An 18436-nucleotide genomic window follows, 5' to 3' on the forward strand; every position below is an offset into this window, starting at 1 on the left:
CGGCATCGAGAACCCGCTCTTCTACAAGGACAACACCCGCATGTTCTATGGAGATGCAAAGAAGAGCATCGATCAGTTGTTGCCGGCACTGGCGTGAATCGGTGAATGGGGCGATGTGGACGGGCGCGGTCTGGCTTCGTTGCTAGCCTCGGTAGGCCGCATCCCGTATCGCGCCGGGAAATCGACCGCTGGTGCCTTCGAAGGCGGTGTTGGTCAGCGCGACGACGGTCAGTCGTTCCGTCGGATCCAGGAAGAAGCTGTGGCCGTAGGCCCCGCCCCATTGAACGGTGCCCGGTCGTTGCGGTGTGTCGGCAAGCGGGTCGGAGAGCACTGCCCAGCCGTAACCGAAGCCCCAGCCCGGCCCTTGCGTCCCGACCCCGGGCCCGACATGGTCGCGCATCATCATCCGGATCGTCTCGTCCCGCAGGATCGGTTTTCCACCCGTGCGGATCGCCTCCATGAACCGGAGAATGTCATGGGCCGTGCCGATCATGCCCGCGCCGCCGGAGGGGAAGGCTTTGGCAGAAAAGGCGCGCGAGGGAGAGAAACGGACGACCCCGTCGATCTTTCCCGGATGTCCCGTGGCACGAATGGCAGGTCCACCCAAAACGGCAATCTGCTCTTGCGTGAGGGCAAGCGCGATGCCGTCATGCATGCGGACCGGTCCGGCAGGACCGCCTGCATAGGGCGTGACGAGCCTCTGGCCGGCCGCGGCGGTGAAGCGGGTCTGAAGCATTCCGAGCGGCTGCGTCACCAGTTCGGCGACGATATCGGGCAAGCTGTCGCCCGTTACCCGGCAGAGCACGGCACCAAGGACATCGATGCCCAGCGAGTATCGCCACGATGTGCCGGGCTTGAAGGCAAGCGGCAGTTGCGCCAGCCGGTCGACGTTCTCCGCAAGGGTCAGCTCCAGCCCGTCGAGACCATCCGAAACACCGGCCGTGTGCCAGGGACTGCCCGTCGGCTCCAGATAGGAATGCGACAGGCCGCTCGTATGGGTCAGAAGCTGATGGATGGAGATGTCCGGCCGGCTGCCGTCAGGGCAGGGCGGACGGAATTCCGGCAGCCAGCGGCTTACGGCGTCATGAAGGCCGAGCGCGCCTTTTTCGACGAGGCGCAGGGCCGCCGCCGTGACGATGGACTTGGAGACGGACGCAAGGCGGAAGACGGCATCGTCCCGCATGGGTATGCGGGCTTCGCGGTCGGCGAAACCCGCGGCGCGCGCGTAGACGGGCTGTCCGGCGCGGCTGACGAGAACGACCGCGCCGACGATCCGGCCGGCCGCGAGCGCGCCTTCAAGGGCGCTATCGAGGGCGGTGAGCGATGCCATGGCACTATCCGACAGGGATGCCGGCCCGCTTTGCAGCGAGCCGGACCGTTGGTTTCAGGAAAAGAGCTGGGTCAGGACGCCGAACTCGTTGAAGACGGTCCATTCCTTCTGGATCCTGCCCTTGTCGATCGCCCATTGGCTGATGCCCCAGAGGTTCACCTGCTTGCCGGTCGGCTCGCCATAGGGGCCGAAACCGCGATGGGTGCCGACGGCGCTCCAGCGGATCGAGACGACGTAGCCTTCCCGGGCATTGCCCATCCAGTAGACGTCGTCGACATTCATGGCGAGATCGGGGAACATGGCGACGATCGACAGCAGGAAGGACCGGATCTGGCCCGCGCCGCGATAGACGCGCCCGGTCGAGCCCTGCATGACGACGTTCGGCCCGTAGATATTGTCGATGGCGCCGAAGTTGCGCCGGTTCCAGACCGTATGGAAGGCAGCCCTGACGAAGCCTTCCAGGTCGTCCTCGACCGAGGGGAGCGTCATCTCGGCCGGTTTGCCCTGGCCGGGAAGCCGCTTCGGTTCGCCCGCCAGGAAATTCGACGGCAATGCGGCGCCTGCCCTTGCGGCGGCAAAACGCCTGGCGGTCTCGACGACATCGATGCCGAGCTGCTGCAGCAGACCCGCGGTGTCGTAGATGACATGCTCGTGAAAGATCTCGTTCGCCCGCGCCACGCAATTGGCCATGCACCAGAGCTGCACGCGCCTGCCCGTCGGCGCGCCGAAGCGGCTGTAGCCGGTGTTCGTGCCGAGGATCTTCGTGCGGTGCGACGTATGGAAACCAACATCCTCGTTGCCCGCCCAGACGACCTCGTCGGCCACGAGGCGGATATCGGGGAAGGCGTTGTTGGTATGCACCGTATCGGCCACGATCTTGTCGCGGCCGTATTGCAGCCCGATGTCGTCCCACACGGTGCAGTCGTGGCTGTAGGTGTCGTAGATGTAGCCGATGTCCTTCTCTTCCCAGATGCGGTGGGTGATCCGCACGATGTAGTCGACGATGTTGACATAGGTGGGATCGAAGCCCCGCATCGGATGGGAAGCGAGCCCCTGCGGGGCCTTGCCGATGAAGTTGTCCGTCCCGCCCCGGCGATAGGCATCGAGCGAGATCGAGAAGTCTTTCGGCATGTGCTCCCTGGCGAGCGCTTCGAACTGGACGCGCGATGATTCCTGCGCGCGGTCCGGTGCGGGATTCGATTTCGGCTTGTTGCCCGCGGTCGCTTCGGCAGGCAGGCGGTCTTGGGTTGTTGCTGTCATGTGAACCTCCATTCGCATACGTATGCTAGCACGAATGCGAATGTTGGCAATGGCGGGGTCGCGAATTCTTTTTCCGCCGTGAGCCCTGGCCTGGAGCTTTTTGCCGGGGCGGGCGGGCACGGCCGATCAGATCCGCTTGCCTAAAGGGGACCGCGGGTCCTATGTCTTCCCGCAGGGAAATGCCGCGAAGGGTTGATCGATATGAAGAAAAGGCGTGTGACATCCACCGATGTGGCCCGGAAGGCGGGTGTGTCGCAGTCGGCCGTCAGTCGCACGTTTTCGCCTTGGCCGACGCAGTCCGGCGTGTCTGCAGAGATCAGGGAAAAAGTTCTGCGGGCCGCAAAGGAGCTTGGCTACCAGCCGAATGCGATTGCGAGGTCGCTTATAACCCAAAGGTCCAGGATCGTCGGCGTGCTGTTCAGTTATCTCGACAATCCGTTCTACGCGCGGGCCCTGGAGCTGCTGTGCCACGGCCTGCAGGCAAGGGGCTACCACGCTCTCGTCTTCATGATGTCGGACACGCTACAGGATATCGATTCCACCGTATCCGATATCCTGCAATATCAGGTCGATGGGCTTCTGACCGCTTCCGTCGAGCTTTCTTCCAAGCTGTGCATCGAGTGTACCGAGCGGGGAATCCCCGTCGTGATGTTCAACCGAACCCAGGACGACCCGGGCTTGTCGGCCGTGACCACCGACAATATCGGTGGCGGACGACTGGCTGCGAAGGCTCTTCTCGATGCCGGCTGCGAGCGGCTCGCGGTGCTGGCGGGATGGGAGGGCGCCTCGACAAGCCGCGATCGGGAGTTCGGCTTCCGGGCGGAGCTGCACGCGCGGGGTGCGGAGCTTTTCGAGCGGGCAAACGGCAACTTCAATCTTGAAGACACCGCGCAGGCGACGCGAGCCTTTTTCAAGGATCGGAACCCGGCGGAGCGACCCGACGCCCTGTTCGTGATCAACGACTATATGGCGATCCGGGCGATGGACGTGATCCGCAATGAGCTGGGCCTGCGCATTCCCGAGGATGTCAGCGTCGTCGGCTTCGACGATATCTCGACGGCGGCGCAGCCGACCTATGGGTTGACCACCGTGCGCCAGCCGATCAACCGGATGGTCGAGGCCAGCCTGCGCCTGCTTTTCGAGCAGATCGAGGATTCCGCTGCTCAGCCCGAGCATGTGATGCTTGGCGCCCAACTGGTAGAGCGCCATTCGGTTCGCCGCAAATCCTCCCCTTGAATTTTTCTTCGAACGGATATTGCATTCGTATGCAAAAAAGGTATCTTGCATACGAATGCGAGGAGCATTCCAATTCTTCAGAGGGAGTTTGAGCATGATCACGAGAAGGCAGATGCTGCAGGGTGGCGTTGGTGCTGCTGCCGCCATGACATTTGGAATACCTCGCGGAGTGTCCGCACAAATCCTCCCCGGCAAGCCGTTTGCGGGCTCCGTCGTCAATATTCTCCTGCCCCATGCCTCTCAGTTCCGCGCCCATGAAAAGCGCTTTGCCGAATTCGAGGAGCTGACCGGTATCAAGGCCGTCTACAATTATGTTCCTTACGCGCAGGTGCGCGACAAGATCGCCGCGGAAGCCGTGGCCGGCAGCTCCAACTATGATGTCGTCTGTTACCAGGATAGCTGGGGGCCGTCGCTTTCGCTCTATCTGGAGCCGATCGACGCCTGGCTGGCGCGCGACGGCGTCGACATGAACAGCTATCCGCAGGCCTACAAGCTCGGCAGCGAGATCGGCGGCAAGGTCTTCGGCCTGCCGATCCGCGGCCATCCGCAGATGCTTTTCTACCGCAAGGACCTGCTCGCCGAAGCCGGCGTCGAGCCGCCGGCGACCTGGGAAGACCTCGTAACGGCCGCTAAGGCGGTTCAGGACAAGTCCGGTGTCTCCGGCCTCGCCATGTACTACGGCAAGGGCAACGGACAGCAGAACCTCTTCCTCTGGCTGAACTATCTCTGGGGCAAGGGCGGCGATCTCTTCACGCCGGACTTCACGGAGACGCGCTTCACCGAGCCGGTCGCGATCGAGGCGACGCAGATGTATCTCGATCTTCTGCTGAAGCACAAGGTCGCGGCGCCCGGCTCGGTGCAGTTCGCCGAGGACGATGCGGTCAATTCCGTCGCCCAGGGCAAGTCCGCGATGGTCATGGTCTGGTGGTGGGTCTATTCGGTGCTTACCAGCGACAAGTCGACGTTGAAGGCCGACCAGATCGGCTTTGCGCCCATGCCGAAATTTGCCGGCGGCAGCCCGGTTTCCTATGCGCTTTCCCTGCCGTTTGCCGTCAGCGCGCTGTCGAAGCAGAAGGATGCGGCCTGGGAGTTCATGAAGTGGGTTTCCCGGCCGGAGCTGGAGCAGGCCTGCGTCATCGACAAGTCCAATCCCGATACGTCGGATATCGTCGTCACGCATACGGCCAGCTTCCTGGATCCGAAGGTCAACGACGCCAATTTCGGCCTGCACCGGGTCGCGGCACAGAGCCTCGAAGGCTCCCGCATCATGCCGCAGCTGAAGGAATGGCCGCAGATCGGCACGACGCTCGAAAACACCATCTCGGATCTGGCGACGGGGGCGAAACCCGTCAAGGACGGGCTCGATGAAGCCGCGCGCGACATCGACCGCATCCTGCGCCGCGCCGGTTACCGCAAGGGCTGAGGCCCGTTGCGCTCTCTTCCTGCGGCGGGCCGGGAACCTGTCGCCGCCGCAGGTCGATAATGTCGCGGAAGGCCCGACTGGAGGCGTCGATTGCTTTGCAACCGGTGGCGACGGGCCGACGATGGAACCGCAAAGAGGAGCTGTTCACTTGGTGGACAAACATCTGAAATATTGGCTTGTGGCGCCCGCCCTGATCATCATGGCGATGACGCTGCTTTACCCGCTCGTTGCCGGGTTCTGGTTCTCGCTGCACAACTGGAACATCGCCCAGGAAGCGACGCTCGGTCCCTTTGTCGGGCTGGACAATTATCGGCTCATTCTCACCGATGACCCCGACTTCTGGGGCAGCGTTCGGGTGACCGGCATCTTCACCGTCTTTTCCGTGGTGATCACCCTGGTGCTGGCGATGGCGCTGGCGCTGGCGCTGCTGCTGGTGGGCAATGACGGTCTTACCGTCAATGTCCGCACACTGCTGGTGCTGCCGTTCTCCATGTCGCCGGCGCTGCTCGGCATATCCTGGCGCTTTCTGCTCAATCCGGAATTCGGCGCCATTTCCGCCGGGCTCGGGGCTATCATCCCTGCGTTGAAAGGTGTTCCCATCCTTGCCGATCCGACCCTGGCGATGGCGGCGCTCATCGCCTCGGACGTCTGGCACTGGTCGCCCTATTTCATGCTGCTGTTCGTGGGCGCTCTTGCCGCCCTGCCGCAGGAGACGATCGAAGCGGCCCAGGTCGATGGCGCCTCGCGGTTCCGCGTGTTCTGGGAAATCATGCTGCCGCAGTTGCGGCCGGTGCTGACGATCGCGATCCTGCTCAAGGCGATCTTCTCGCTCAAGGTGCTCGATCAGGTGGTCACGCTCACGGCGGGCGGCCCCGGCACGGCGACCGAAACGCTTGCGCATCTCGTCTACCTCACGGCTTTCCGGTTCTACGACCTCGGCTATTCCGCCGCGATCGCCTACCTGCTGGCCGCGGTCATGGGGGTCCTGGCCCTTCTCTACACCCGGTTCGTTATGGAGCGCGCGTGATATGAACGTTCGGTCAAAACACAGGCTTGCCAAGGCTGCGCGCTACGTCGCCCTTGCAGTCGTCGTGCTGATTTTCTTCGGGCCGATCGCCTGGATCCTCGCGACGGCGTTCAAGAGTGCGCCGGACGTGTACTCGCTGAAGATCTTCTTCACGCCGACCCTCCAGAACATCCGCGATTCCTTCGCCACCCCGTTCCTCGTCGGCGAAAGAACATGGAACAGCATCGTCGTGACGTTCTGCACGCTCGTCTTCTCGCTGCCGATCGCGACGGCTGCGGCCTATGCCTTTTCCCGCTTCCGCTTTCCGGGCGGCAGCATCTGGCCGATCGGCGTGCTGGCAACGCAGTTCATCCCGCCGGTCGTCGTCATCATCCCGCTCTTCATCGTCTTCCGGCAGGTCAACCTGCTGGACACCAGGACGGCGCTGGTCATCGCCAACATGTCCTTCGTCGTGCCCTATGCGATCTGGATGATCAAAGGCTTCATCGACAGCATACCGATGGACATGGAGGAAGCCGCCCAGATCGACGGCGCGTCCCGCCTCAGGGCGATCTGGGACGTCGTCGTTCCCGTCGCCCTCCCGGGCATCGCGACGGCGGCGATCTTCTGTTTCGTCGTCTCCTGGAACGAGTTCTTCTATGCGCTCGTGCTGACGCAGCAGGATGCGACCACGATGCAGGTCGGTCTGATGAGCGCCCGCACGGAACGCGGCGACGTCTGGGAGATCATGGCTGCGATGGGCCTTGTCATCATCCTGCCGATGCTGGTCCTCTCCCGCTTCGTTCAGAAATATTTCACCAAGGGCCTGATGTCAGGCTCGGTCAGATAGGACGCAATATGCCTACGCCCGTATCACCAAGGATAAGCCAGGTTCGGCACGTCCCCATCGAGAAGCTGCTGAAGCCGGTCGAGCGCGGTTCGTTCCCGATGGACGGTTTCGACGACGACTTCGGCGATATCGTCGACTACATCTTCAAGATCACCCACTGGATCTGGGCCGACCGAGCCGTTGGGCAGATCTATGACTATTATGCCGAGAACTGCACGGTCTATACCGGCTTCGACGTCACCCGTTCCGTGGAGGATGTCGTCACCGGCACGCTCTCCATGCTGCAGTCGTTCCCCGATCGCGAGATGGATTTCATCAACGTCGCATGGAGCGGTGATCCGAAGGAGGGATATTACACCAGCCATCTCGGCTTCTCGCGCATGACCAATCTCGGTCCTTCGTCCTATGGTCCGACGACCGGAAGAGCCTCGCGTTTCTTCACGATCGCGGACTGTGTCTCGCGCGACAACCAGATTTTCCTGGAATGGCTGATCCGCGACAACGGCGCGGTCGCAAAGCAGCTCGGTGTCGATATCCACGAATTGGCAAGAAGGCTTGCGCAGGACGATGCCCGGCAGGGCAGGAAACCCTGGTTTGCCGACACGCTGGAGAGCTTGCCGGCCGTGCGCAGCCCGCGCCAGCCGGCCCCGCTGGACCGTCCGAAAAAGAGCCTGGAAGACCGTCTGCGGCACACGTTGCACGATGCCTGGAACCGGCGTCTCCTGAACGTGCTGCATGATTTCTACGATCCTGATGTCGTCGGGCATCTTGCCGGCGGGCGTGAAATCGCCGGCAAGGACGGGCTGATCTACCACTATGTGCAACTGCTCGCCGCCATTCCGGATGCGGAATTCTCGTTCGACCATTACTGCGATGTCGTCGAAACGGATGGCGTGCTTGCGGCGGTCCGCTGGTCGATCACGGGGCATCACAGGGGCGACGGCCTGTTCGGCGCGCCGAGCGGCAAGCCGGTCTATGTGCTGGGAATGTCCCATTTCCGGTTCGAGGGAGAGAACGTGGTCGAGGAGTGGACGCTCTATGACGAGCTTTCGATCCTGCGACAGATTTATGCCGAGCCGGCAACGGCCGACGGGGAGGAATAACCTTTGGCATCTGTAACACTGAAAAACGTGGCCAAGCGCTTTGGTCATTTCACGGCGCTCGAGCAACTGGACCTTTCCATCGGCGATGGCGAGTTCCTCGTCCTGCTTGGCCCCTCCGGCTGCGGCAAGACGACCACGATGCGCATGGTCGCGGGCCTGGAATACCCGTCGAGCGGCGAGATCCGGATCGGGGATCGCCTCGTCAACGAGGTGCAGCCGAAAGAGCGCGACGTCGCGATGGTCTTCCAGAACTACGGCCTCTATCCGCATATGAGTGTCGAGCAGAACATCGCCTATCCGCTGAAGGTCCGGGGCATCGGGAAGACCGATCGCGCGGCAAGGGTAAGGGCGGCGGCCGACAAGGTGGAGCTCGGGCCGTTGCTGGCCCGCAAGCCGCGGGAGCTTTCGGGCGGCCAGCGCCAGCGCGTTGCCCTGGCGCGTGCCATCGTGCGCACGCCGCAGGTGTTCCTGATGGACGAGCCGCTGTCCAACCTCGACGCCAAGCTGCGCGTGACCATGCGGGCCGAGATCAAGCACCTGCAGCATGAGCTGGGCGTGACCACGATCTACGTGACGCACGACCAGATCGAGGCGATGACGCTTGCCGATCGGGTTGCGGTGATGAACGAGGGCCGCATCCAGCAATTGGGCACGCCCGCGGAAATCTACGACACGCCGGCCAATCTTTTCGTTGCCGGCTTCATCGGCTCCCCGCCGATGAACCTGATCCCCGGTGCGGTTTCCGGCGGTACGTTCAAGGCGACGGATGTCTCCGTCACCCATCCGGATTTCGGTGCCGACGGCGCCGGCATTCTGGGGATACGGCCCGAGGATATCGAGGTCGTCGATCCGCAGGTGGCAGGCATCGTCGGCAGCGTCTATGCGGTCGAACTCACCGGCGAAGCCAATCTCGTCACGGTCCTGACCGGCACGAGCCGCGTGATCGCCCGCGCGTCCAGGGCCTGGGACGGCAAGATCGGCGACAAGGTCGGTCTGCGGCCCGATCCGGCGCGGATACATCTCTTTGATCAGCAAACCGGCTTGCGTATCGAACCCCGGCGTGTGCCGGGCGCCGGTAATCACTGACAAGGAAACACGGCCATGGCTCTTACCTATCCCGAACGCGCGAAGACCGGGGCCTGCCGGCTGCCGGAGGCGACATGCGCCAGCCTGGTCTTCAGCGTTTCGGGGAAGGTGAAAAAGAAGCTTGGGCATCCGTCACGAGGAGGGGACATTGCGGTTTTCGTCCCCTATCGTGCGCGGGATGTCTTTGTGATCGCGGGGAAATCCCGGCAGATGACGGATGTGAGCGGGGCGGGGAACTGATGGCAAACGAGAAGGTCACGTCGAACGATGTTGCGCGGCTTGCGGGCGTAAGCCAGTCGGCGGTGTCGCGATACTTCACGCCGGGAACCTCGGTCTCGAAGAAAACGGCTGACAAGATCAAGGCGGCGGCCGAAGAGCTCGGTTATCGTCCGAACGTGCTGGCCCGCTCGCTGATCACCGGCCGCAGCCGCATTATCGGCCTCGTCGTCGCCTATCTCGAAAACTATTTCTATCCGGAAGTGGTCGAGCGCCTGTCGAAGGCGCTGCAGGACCAGGGCTATCATGTGCTGGTCTTCATCTCCTCCATCGCCTCGGAAGGGGTCGATCAGATCACGCAGGAGATTCTCGACTATCAGGTCGACGGCATCGTGCTCGCCTCCGCAACCATGTCCTCCGAGCTTGCGGCCCGCTGCCATGCGTCCGGCGTGCCGATCGTGCTCTTTAACCGTCTTCAAGACGATGTCAGGCTTTCGGCCGTCACCTCCGACAATCGTGGCGGGGGCCGGCAGCTCGCCGATCTGCTCGTGTCGCTCGGCCACACCCGTTGCGGCTATATTGCCGGCTTCGAGGGCGCCTCGACGCAGCGCGACCGGGAACAGGGTTTTCGCGACGGGCTGGAGGCTGCGGGGCTGTCGCTCTTCGCCCGCGAGGTCGGAAACTTCCGTTATGAAGAAGCCCAGGCGGCGGCACGGCGCATGTTCGCCGGCGCGGAACGGCCGGATGCCGTCTTCGTCTGCAACGATCATATGGCTTTTGCCGTGATGGATGTCCTGCGTTTCGAACTCGGCCTGCGCATTCCCGAGGATGTCTCCGTCGTCGGTTTCGACGACGTGCCGCCGGCGCGCTGGCCGGCCTACAACCTGACGACGATCCGCCAGAGCGTCGATGACATGGTCGCCGAGACGGTGGCGATGCTCATGCAAAGCATCAAGCAGGGCGACGGGACTGCGCGCCGCGTCACCCTCGACGGCACTCTCGTGGTGCGCGGTTCGACGCGCACAAAAGCTCCAACAGAAGAGACACGCTAACCAAAACGCCCCGGAGGGGACGGACAAGCCGTGCCTGCAATCCATTTTGCATACGTATGAAAGGATGAGAGAATGCAAATTTCCCAGACGGAAATGGAAAAACGCATCGTTCGCTATGGTGAACTGAGGCCCTGCCGCACCGCGTTCATCGACGCCCATACGCCGGGTTCGAACCAGAAGGAAAACTTCACGATCATCGGCGGCGGCGTTTCGGAAAGCGCCGACCAGCATGTCCATATCAAGGACACGCCCGGCTTCAACATCGGCGCGGCGGGCCAGCCGCCGAAATGCCGCAACTCACTGCATTCGCACCGCACGGCCGAAGTGTTCTTCGTGCTCAAGGGCCGGTGGCGCTTCTTCTGGGGCCGCTGGGGCAATGCCGGCGAGGTCGTGCTGGAAGAGGGTGACATCTTCAACATCCCGACCGGCATCTTCCGTGGCTTCGAGAACATCGGCACCGACTATGGAATGATCATGGCGATCCTCGGCGGCGACGATGCCGGCGGCGGCGTGATCTGGGCGCCGCAGGTGATCGAGGACGCCAAGGATCACGGCCTCGTGCTCGGCGAGAACGGCAAGCTCTATGACAGCAAGAAGGGGCAGACGCTGCCGGATGGCATCAAGCCGATGCCGCTTCTGACGGAAGAGGAGCTGAAGGCCTTCCCGGAAACGCCGGTGACCGAGGTGGTGCGCGATTACGTCGCCCGCTACTGGGACCTGATGGCGCTGGCGCAGAAGGCTCCGGCCAAGGTGATCGGCGAAAACGCGCTGCTGCGCGACAAGCCGGGCTTCGAGGTCGAGCTTCTGACCCGCGGCTCCATTCCGGAAACGGCTTATGTGAACGCGCGTCACGAGGTGCTGATGGTCATGCGCGGCCATTGGAAGCTTACCTGGGACGGCGGCGAATCCGTCCTCGCCCCCGGCGACACCTGCGCCGTACCGCCGGGCCTGAAGCACGGCTTGACACCCTCGATGACCGGTGAGGCGAGCCTCTACCGCGTCGTCGCGACCGGCGACGAGGCCGGCTTCACCTGGCGTGGCTGAAGCGTCCAATGCGGCGGCGAACATGCCGCCGCGTTTTCAATCATTCAACAGGCTCCAGCCCTCCGGCGGGAGCCTGACACATCGGAGGACAGAATTTTGGACGACGCTCTTCTCACCCTGCTGCGCAAGGTCGACACGCCCACCGTCTGCAACGCGATCGAGGTGGCGCAGGGCAGGCGCGGCTTCAATGCCTTCACCCGCGGCACGGTGATCTCCTCGGCCCCGACGGCGCCATCGGTTGTCGGCTATGCCCGCACGGCGAAGATCGCCGCCGCCGTTCCTTCAAACGAGGACGCGGCTGCCATCAAGACGCGCCGCCGCGATTATTACCGGCACATGGCGGATGGCAGCTCGCCATCGATCGCCGTGATCGAGGATCTGGATTTCCCCCATTGCGTCGGCGCCTTCTGGGGCGAGATCAACGCCACCGTCCATCGCGGCCTCGGCCTTTCGGGTGTCCTGACCAATGGCGTGATGCGTGATCTCGGCGACGTGCCCGATGATTTCCCGATGATTGCCGGCTCGATCGGACCGAGCCATGCCTTCGTGCATGTGGAAGCGATCGGTGTGCCGGTCACGGTCTTCGGCATGACGGTCGCGCCGGGCGATCTCGTTCATGCGGATCGTCACGGCGCCGTCGTGGTCCCGCCCGAGGTCATTCCCGTGCTTGCCGCATCGATCGAGAAACTGCAGGCGACCGAGCGGCTGATCCTGGAACCTGCTCGACAGGAAGGTTTCGATCTCGCAAAGTTCGAGGAGGCCTGGGCAAATTTCGAGGCAGCCCGAACCTGACTCCCTTTGCGCGGCCCGTTTTGGTAATGGAAAAGGCATTCGACACGATGGATGATACCCCGACGACCGGTGACCTGCGGCCGCCGCTCCTGCTGCTGCCGGGCACGGCCTGCGACCGACGGGTCTTCGCGCCCTTGATCGAAAGGCTCGGCGATTATCCGATCCTGATCGGCGACATGGCTGGCGCGCGGACGATGCCGGACCTGGCCGAGATCATTCTTGCGAATGCGCCGCCATATTTCCTGCTCGCGGGCTTCTCGCTGGGCGGAATCTGCGCGCTTGAGATGGTCGCCCGACAACCGCAGCGGATCGGAGGGCTCGCTCTGATTGACACGACGGCGCGCCCCGATCCGCCGGCCAATGCGGCAGTCCGGCGCAAGGCCGTGGCGGATGCGTACGAGAAAGGTATGGACGGCTTCATCCTCGATGCCTGGCCTCGGCTGGTGTCTGCGGCCAATGTCGGGGACGAAGCCTTGCGCGACACGATCGTCGCCATGGCGCGCGATTGTGGCCCCGGCCGGCTCGAAGAGCAGGCGGAAGTCGCAATCCATCGCGCCGACAGCCGCCCGCGGCTCTCCGCCATCACGCAGCCGACACTTGTCGTTGCCGGCATGCATGAGGCGGTGTGCCCGCCCGATGTCCAAAAAGAGATGGCGGAGGCTATCGCCGCCGCCGAACTTCATTTCATCGCGGATGCCGGCCATTTCGCCCCGCTCGAGCAGCCCGACGCGATGGCGCTTCATGTGCAGCGCTGGCTGGCGAGCATCGTGTCGCCCAACTGAACTGGGTCGTGCCGCGACCGCGGTCTTCCCATCATGCCGGAGAAGGCACGAGCTGGCGAGCAACGTCGAAGAAGGCATTCACGAGCTTGCCGTTGCTGCGCTCGCGCAGGCAGATGAGAGCCTCGTCCATCAGCATTTCCGGGGCGTCGATGCGGATGGGGACGAGGCGGCTGTCCTGGCCGAATTCGGCTGAGGAGACGAAACCGACACCGCCGCCCGCCGCGACGATCTCGCGAACGGCCTCGCGGCCTTCCGCCTCGATGAGCGGCGTCAGCGGCACGCCGCACTGTTCCGACATGGCCTCCAGTTTCTGGCGGGTCTTGGAGCCGCGCTCGCGCATGACGAGGGGGTGGTTTGCCAATTCCCGGAAGGTCACCGTCTCCTGGCCCGCGAGGGGATAGTCGCGGCTTGCAAAGGCGATGATCGGCGTCGAATTCAGCTTGAGAATTTCGAAGTCGCTGGACTGCGGGATCTCGCCCAGCACGCCGATGTCGGCCTCGTAGGCATGAAGGCTGGTGATGACCGTCTCCGTGTTGCCCGCGTCGATCGAGACCTGCACCGAGGGATAGGCGCGGCGAAAGGCGGCGAGGATGTGGAGGAGATGGTGGGCGGCGTCGGCGACGATGCGCAGCTTTCCCGCCCGCAGCGCCCGCGATTCCGACAGGAGGTCGAGTGCCTGCTGCTCGACGTCGAACATGCGGCGGGTGATTTCGAGGAGCTGCTGGCCGGCCTGGGTCAGCGTCACCTGCTTCTTGTTGCGGTTGAAGAGCAGGACGTCGTATTCCTCTTCCAGCTTGCGCACCTGGTCCGACACGGCCGGCTGGGTGAGGAACAGGGCCTCGGCGGCGCGCGAAAAGCCGCCGTGGATGGCCACGTTGTGAAAGGCGCGGAGTTGCACATAGCGCATGACGGTCGGCCTTCGATAGCTTGAATCTATGCATTTATTAAAACGAACGATTTGATTTATGTAAAGCGGGAAAGGATAGTTCGGGGATTTCCACTCTCTTTGCGGAGCGCGCCTCATGAACCTTCCGGCCGTCGTCCTCGAGCTTGCCGCCGCCACCGTCCTCCTGCTCTACGCTGTCAGCCTGGTGAAGAAGGGCGTCGAAGCGGCCTCGGGCGATATGGTGGCGCGCACGGTCGGCGGCGGGGGCGGAAGGCTTCGGGCCGCGCTCTACGGCTGTCTCGTGGCGATCGCCCTGCAGAGTTCGACGGCGGTCGCCATGCTGGCGGCCGGTTTTGCCATCAGCGGCGCGCTGGCGCTCGATGCGGGGCTGGCGGTGCTGCTCGGCGCCGATCTCGGCTCGGCGCTGGTGGTCAAGATCCTCTCCTTCGACCTGCACTGGCTGGCGCCCCTGCTGATCGCCGGCGGCGGCCTGCTCCACCTGAAGGCGCGCTCGCGCAAGGCGGTGGAAGCGGGGCGCGCAGTGCTCGGCATCGGCCTCCTGCTGCTGTCGCTGCAGATGATCGGCCATGCGACGCTGCCGCTGGCGCAGAGCCCGCTTCTGCCTTCCGCCATCGCCTTTCTCGGCAAGGATGCGCTGACGGTGATGATCCTCGCGGGCATCTTTACCTGGGCGCTGCATTCCAGCGTGGCGGCGATCCTGCTCATCGTGACCTTCGCGGCGAAGGGGATCGTGCCGCTCGATGTCGGTATTCCCCTGGTTCTCGGCGTCAATCTCGGCGGGGGACTGATCGCCCTCTGGCTGACCCGCGGCCTGCCGGTCGAGGGACGGCGCCTGCCGCTGGGCAACCTCCTGTTCCGCGCGCTGTTCAGCGCCGCGCTCTTCGCGCTGTTTGCGCTGCATGCGCCGTTCGACTGGCTGCCCGGCGCGGCGGTGGCCGCCAAGCTCGTCAACCTGCATGTGCTCTTCAATGCCGCGCTGGTTCTGCTCGGGCTCGTCGGCTGCGGCCTGATGGGACGTCTCGTCCGGCTTCTCATGCCGGAGGCGGCCGGCGAGGGCGACCTGACGGCCCATGTCAGCGCGCTCGACCGGTCGTTGATCGAAAAGCCGGCGCAGGCGCTTGCCGCCGCGGCGCGGGAGGTGCTGCACATGGGCAACCTGATTACCCGGATGCTGGAGCCGGTCATGACGGTCATCCAGTCGCCGACACCGGAAACGGTCGCGGCGTTGCGCCGGATAGACGGCGACATCCACAGGGCCCACAGCGAGATCAAGCTCTATATCGCGGCCGTCAATCGCGGGGTGCTTACCGAGGAGCAGTCGCGACGGGGCATCGAACTCACCGAGGCGGCGATCCACCTCGAATATGCCGGCGACGTCGTCGCGAAGAGCCTGCTGCAGATGGCGCAGGAGCGTCTCGACGGTGCGGGCGCCTTTTCGCAGGAAGGCTGGCGGGAACTGATGCTGCTGCATGGCGCGGTGTTTTCCAATGTCCGGCTCGCGGCCAACCTCCTCGTTTCGCCCGATCCCCTCATTGCCCGTGAAATGGTGCGGCAAAAGGAGCATGTCCGCAGCCTGGTGGAAACGAGCAGCAAGAACCATCTGGAGCGCCTGCGGCAGGGTGTGGCCGCCAGCATCCAGTCCAGCGACATGCATCTGGAGATCGTACGTGCGCTGAAGGAGGTCAATTCGCTGGTCACCACCATGGCCTATCCGCGCCTGCGGGAAACCGGCGACCTGCTGGAAAGCCGTCTCGTGCCCGCCGCGTGAATTCATAATTTTTATCGATAGATTGATACAAAAGAACGATTTTACAGATATGTCTTTCCGCCGCATTGTCGTTTCCGGATAAGCCAAACGTGAGGACGGACCATGCCAAACACCGCTTCTGCCCCGCTTGAAACGCCAAGGCTCGGCGAGCCCTATCTCCTGACGCCGGGCCCGTTGACGACGGCCTACGAGGTCAAGGAGGCCATGCTGCGGGACTGGGGGTCCTGGGACGCCGACTTCCGCGCCATGACGGCGGAACTGCGCCGCGAGCTCCTCGACATCGCCGGCGACACGGCGGGCGATTTCGACTGCGTGCCCATGCAGGGCAGCGGGTCCTTCTCGGTGGAGGCCATGCTCGGCAGCTTCGTGCCGAAGGACGGCAAGGTGCTGGTGCTGAGCAATGGCGCCTACGGCAAGCGCATCGCCCAGACGCTGTCCTATCTCGGCCGCGACCACGTGGTCATCGACAAGGGCGACTACATGCCGCCGCGCGGGGCCGAAGTCGCCGCCGCGCTTGATGCCGATCCCGATATCAGCCACGTCGTCGTCGTCCATTGCGAGACCAGCTCCGGCATCCTCAACCCGCTGAAGGAAATCTCCGAGACCGTCTATTCGCGCGGCCGCAAGCTGCTGGTCGATTCCATGAGCGCCTTCGGCGCGGTGCCGGCCGGCGTCAATGACTTCCGCTACGAGGCGATCGTCTCCTCGGCCAATAAGTGCATCGAGGGCGTGCCGGGCTTCGGCTTTGTCATCGCCCGCAAGAGCGAGCTGGAGGCCGCCAGGGGCCGCAGCCATTCGCTCAGCCTCGATATCCACGCCCAGTGGGATTACATGAACAAGACCGGCCAGTGGCGCTTCACGCCGCCGACCCATGTCGTCGCCGCCTTCCTGGAGGCGCTGCGCATCCATCGCGAAGAAGGCGGCGTCGCCGCCCGCGGTGCGCGCTATGCCCGCAACCGCGACGTCATGGTGGCGGGCATGCGCGAGGCCGGCTTCGAGACGCTGCTCGCCGACCAGTGGCTCTCGCCGATCATCGTCACCTTCTTCAGCCCGGCCCATCCGGCCTTCGCCTTCGACCGTTTCTACGATCTCATGAAGGACAAGGGCTTCATCATCTATCCCGGCAAGCTGACGGTGGTGGACAGTTTCCGCGTCGGCTGCATCGGTCGCATGGACGAGCATGTCATGCGCCGCGTGGTGGACGCCGCCCGCTCCTCCCTTGCCGAAATGGGCGTCGACAGCGCCGCCCCGCCGGCCATCGCCCTTGAAGAACGCAGCCGTCTCGCGGCTTAACGAAGAGAATGGAACCTTCGATGAACCAGATGTCCAAGATCACCGTCACCGCCAACCGGCGCACCTATCCCTGGCCGAATGTCCCGGCCATCGCCATCTGCCTCGACGGCTGCGAGCCGGCCTATCTCGACGAGGCCATCAAGGCCGGCCTGATGCCGACCCTGGAGCGCATCCGCAGGACCGGCACGGAGCGCACCGCGCTCAGCGTCATCCCGAGCTTCACCAACCCGAACAACCTCTCCATCGCCACCGGCCGCCCGCCGGCGATCCACGGCATCTGCGGCAACTATCTCTACGAGCCCGCGACCGGCAAGGAAGTGATGATGAACGACCCGCGGTTCCTGCGCGCGCCGACCGTCTTCAAGGCTTTCTACGATGCCGGCGCCAAGGTCGCCGTGGTGACGGCGAAGGACAAGCTGCGCGCGCTGCTCGGCCACGGCCTGGCATTCGACGATGGCCGTGCGGTCTGCTTCTCCTCGGAAAAATCCGACACGTCGACCAAGGTGGAGCACGGCATCGACAATGCCTCGGCCTGGCTCGGCCGGCCGGTGCCGGAAGTCTATTCCGCCGACCTCTCGGAATTCGTCTTCGCCGCCGGCGTGAAGCTGCTCAGGGAATTCCGCCCCGACGTCATGTATCTGACCACCACCGACTACGTGCAGCACAAATATGCGCCGGGCGTGCCGGAGGCCAATTCCTTCTACGAGATGTTCGACAAGTACCTGACGGAACTCGACGCGCTCGGCGCGGCGATCATCGTCACGGCCGACCACGGCATGAAGCCGAAGCACAAGGCGGATGGCACGCCGGACGTCATCTACGTGCAGGACCTGCTCGACGAATGGCTCGGCAAGGACGCCGCCCGCGTCATCCTGCCGATCACCGACCCCTACGTCGTGCATCACGGCGCGCTCGGCTCCTTCGCCACCGCCTACCTGCCGGAAGGGGCCGACAAGGAGGAGATCATCGAGCGGCTGAAGGCGATCGACGGCATCGACGTCGTGCTGTCGCGCCCGGAGGCCTGCGTGCGCTTCGAGCTACCGGACGACCGCATCGGCGACATCGTGCTCGTGTCCTCGGAAAACAAGACGCTCGGCACCAGCGAGCACCGGCACGACCTTGCCGCGCTGAACGAGCCGCTGCGCTCCCATGGCGGCCTTACCGAGCAGGAGGTGCCCTTCATTGCCAACCGCGTCCTTCCGGAACTCTCTTCGGCCGGCACGCTGCGCAATTTCGACGCCTTCTTCTACGCGCTCGTCGCGGCCGCCCAGCCGGCGCATTAGGAGGG

The 18436-nt window shown here is 64.0% G+C and carries 18 protein-coding genes; 15 read left to right on the plus strand and 3 right to left on the minus strand.

Annotated features, from left to right (window positions below):
* A partial coding sequence (locus tag EV665_RS22145) for an NAD(P)(+) transhydrogenase (Re/Si-specific) subunit beta (protein ID WP_133035726.1) occupies positions 1-97 on the plus strand: 97 nt, incomplete at its 5' end.
* Between the two features lie 45 nt (positions 98-142).
* Here the strand turns inward: EV665_RS22145 and EV665_RS22150 are convergent.
* Positions 143-1330 (minus strand): serine hydrolase domain-containing protein, encoded by a 1188-nt coding sequence (locus tag EV665_RS22150; RefSeq protein ID WP_133035727.1) that lies wholly within the window; start codon positions 1328-1330, stop codon positions 143-145.
* Positions 1331-1384: 54 nt separating this feature from the next.
* A complete protein-coding gene (locus EV665_RS22155) occupies positions 1385-2590 on the minus strand; it encodes an ester cyclase (RefSeq protein WP_162853131.1) in 1206 nt (401 codons plus the stop codon).
* Between the two features lie 216 nt (positions 2591-2806).
* Here EV665_RS22155 and EV665_RS22160 point away from each other — a divergent pair, with 216 nt between their 5' ends.
* The 11 genes from EV665_RS22160 (at position 2807) to EV665_RS22210 (ending at position 13180) form a co-directional block, all read left to right on the plus strand.
* Positions 2807-3826: a LacI family DNA-binding transcriptional regulator gene (locus EV665_RS22160; RefSeq protein WP_245507797.1), complete on the plus strand. Its 1020-nt coding sequence runs from the start codon at positions 2807-2809 to the stop codon at positions 3824-3826.
* 169 nt (positions 3827-3995) lie between these two features.
* Entirely contained in the window at positions 3996-5249 is a 1254-nt protein-coding gene (locus EV665_RS22165) for an ABC transporter substrate-binding protein (protein WP_210234662.1), read from the plus strand.
* On the plus strand, positions 5191-6276 hold the full coding sequence (locus tag EV665_RS22170; protein WP_210234663.1) for a carbohydrate ABC transporter permease: 1086 nt from the start codon (positions 5191-5193) through the stop codon (positions 6274-6276). Before EV665_RS22165 ends, EV665_RS22170 begins: the two co-directional genes overlap by 59 nt.
* Position 6277: 1 nt before the next feature.
* A complete protein-coding gene (locus EV665_RS22175; protein ID WP_064331057.1) occupies positions 6278-7105 on the plus strand; it encodes a carbohydrate ABC transporter permease in 828 nt (275 codons plus the stop codon).
* Positions 7106-7113: 8 nt separating this feature from the next.
* A complete protein-coding gene (locus EV665_RS22180) occupies positions 7114-8208 on the plus strand; it encodes a nuclear transport factor 2 family protein (protein WP_133035729.1) in 1095 nt (364 codons plus the stop codon).
* Positions 8209-8211: 3 nt separating this feature from the next.
* Positions 8212-9294, plus strand: coding sequence for an ABC transporter ATP-binding protein (locus EV665_RS22185; protein WP_064331055.1), 1083 nt, complete (start codon positions 8212-8214; stop codon positions 9292-9294).
* A 15-nt stretch (positions 9295-9309) separates the two neighbouring features.
* Positions 9310-9534 (plus strand): hypothetical protein, encoded by a 225-nt coding sequence (locus EV665_RS22190; protein WP_133035730.1) that lies wholly within the window; start codon positions 9310-9312, stop codon positions 9532-9534.
* The gene (locus tag EV665_RS22195) at positions 9534-10562 is read left to right on the plus strand and encodes a LacI family DNA-binding transcriptional regulator (RefSeq protein WP_133035731.1); all 1029 of its coding nucleotides are present in this window, start codon (positions 9534-9536) and stop codon (positions 10560-10562) included. The genes EV665_RS22190 and EV665_RS22195 overlap by 1 nt, the downstream gene beginning before the upstream one ends.
* A gap of 72 nt (positions 10563-10634) precedes the next feature.
* Complete coding sequence (locus EV665_RS22200) at positions 10635-11606, plus strand: cupin domain-containing protein (protein WP_133035732.1); 972 nt, start codon at positions 10635-10637, stop codon at positions 11604-11606.
* Positions 11607-11702: 96 nt separating this feature from the next.
* Positions 11703-12398 (plus strand): RraA family protein, encoded by a 696-nt coding sequence (locus EV665_RS22205; RefSeq protein ID WP_064331051.1) that lies wholly within the window; start codon positions 11703-11705, stop codon positions 12396-12398.
* 26 nt (positions 12399-12424) lie between these two features.
* Positions 12425-13180 carry an alpha/beta fold hydrolase gene (locus EV665_RS22210; protein WP_133035733.1) on the plus strand — a complete coding sequence of 252 codons (756 nt, stop codon included), beginning with the start codon at positions 12425-12427 and terminating at the stop codon, positions 13178-13180.
* Between the two features lie 31 nt (positions 13181-13211).
* Here the strand turns inward: EV665_RS22210 and EV665_RS22215 are convergent, their stop codons facing one another.
* Positions 13212-14087: a LysR substrate-binding domain-containing protein gene (locus tag EV665_RS22215; RefSeq protein ID WP_133035734.1), complete on the minus strand. Its 876-nt coding sequence runs from the start codon at positions 14085-14087 to the stop codon at positions 13212-13214.
* Positions 14088-14202: 115 nt separating this feature from the next.
* On the opposite strand from EV665_RS22215, the gene EV665_RS22220 reads away from it, so the two are divergent.
* From EV665_RS22220 to phnA, 3 genes are all read left to right on the plus strand, one after another.
* On the plus strand, positions 14203-15855 hold the full coding sequence (locus tag EV665_RS22220; RefSeq protein WP_133035735.1) for a Na/Pi cotransporter family protein: 1653 nt from the start codon (positions 14203-14205) through the stop codon (positions 15853-15855).
* A gap of 102 nt (positions 15856-15957) precedes the next feature.
* Positions 15958-17148, plus strand: coding sequence for a 2-aminoethylphosphonate--pyruvate transaminase (locus tag EV665_RS22225; protein ID WP_133035736.1), 1191 nt, complete (start codon positions 15958-15960; stop codon positions 17146-17148).
* 20 nt (positions 17149-17168) lie between these two features.
* Positions 17169-18431: a phosphonoacetate hydrolase gene (gene phnA, locus EV665_RS22230; RefSeq protein WP_133035737.1), complete on the plus strand. Its 1263-nt coding sequence runs from the start codon at positions 17169-17171 to the stop codon at positions 18429-18431.
* Positions 18432-18436: the final 5 nt, after the last annotated feature.

The sequence above is a fragment of the Shinella granuli genome (assembly GCF_004341885.1).
Lineage (GTDB): Bacteria > Pseudomonadota > Alphaproteobacteria > Rhizobiales > Rhizobiaceae > Shinella > Shinella granuli.

Bases quoted from the DNA above. Each gene is read 5' to 3' on its own strand.
- EV665_RS22220 (WP_133035735.1), top strand. From the start codon at position 14,203: ATGAACCTTCCGGCCGTCGTCCTCGAGCTTGCCGCCGCCACCGTCCTC.
- EV665_RS22215 (WP_133035734.1), bottom strand. From the start codon at position 14,087: ATGCGCTATGTGCAACTCCGCGCCTTTCACAACGTGGCCATCCACGGC.
- EV665_RS22195 (WP_133035731.1), top strand. From the start codon at position 9,534: ATGGCAAACGAGAAGGTCACGTCGAACGATGTTGCGCGGCTTGCGGGC.
- EV665_RS22170 (WP_210234663.1), top strand. From the start codon at position 5,191: ATGAAGCCGCGCGCGACATCGACCGCATCCTGCGCCGCGCCGGTTACC.
- EV665_RS22210 (WP_133035733.1), top strand. From the start codon at position 12,425: ATGGAAAAGGCATTCGACACGATGGATGATACCCCGACGACCGGTGAC.
- phnA (WP_133035737.1), top strand. From the start codon at position 17,169: ATGAACCAGATGTCCAAGATCACCGTCACCGCCAACCGGCGCACCTAT.
- EV665_RS22155 (WP_162853131.1), bottom strand. From the start codon at position 2,590: ATGACAGCAACAACCCAAGACCGCCTGCCTGCCGAAGCGACCGCGGGC.
- EV665_RS22175 (WP_064331057.1), top strand. From the start codon at position 6,278: ATGAACGTTCGGTCAAAACACAGGCTTGCCAAGGCTGCGCGCTACGTC.
- EV665_RS22180 (WP_133035729.1), top strand. From the start codon at position 7,114: ATGCCTACGCCCGTATCACCAAGGATAAGCCAGGTTCGGCACGTCCCC.
- EV665_RS22225 (WP_133035736.1), top strand. From the start codon at position 15,958: ATGCCAAACACCGCTTCTGCCCCGCTTGAAACGCCAAGGCTCGGCGAG.
- EV665_RS22200 (WP_133035732.1), top strand. From the start codon at position 10,635: ATGCAAATTTCCCAGACGGAAATGGAAAAACGCATCGTTCGCTATGGT.
- EV665_RS22150 (WP_133035727.1), bottom strand. From the start codon at position 1,330: ATGGCATCGCTCACCGCCCTCGATAGCGCCCTTGAAGGCGCGCTCGCG.
- EV665_RS22190 (WP_133035730.1), top strand. From the start codon at position 9,310: ATGGCTCTTACCTATCCCGAACGCGCGAAGACCGGGGCCTGCCGGCTG.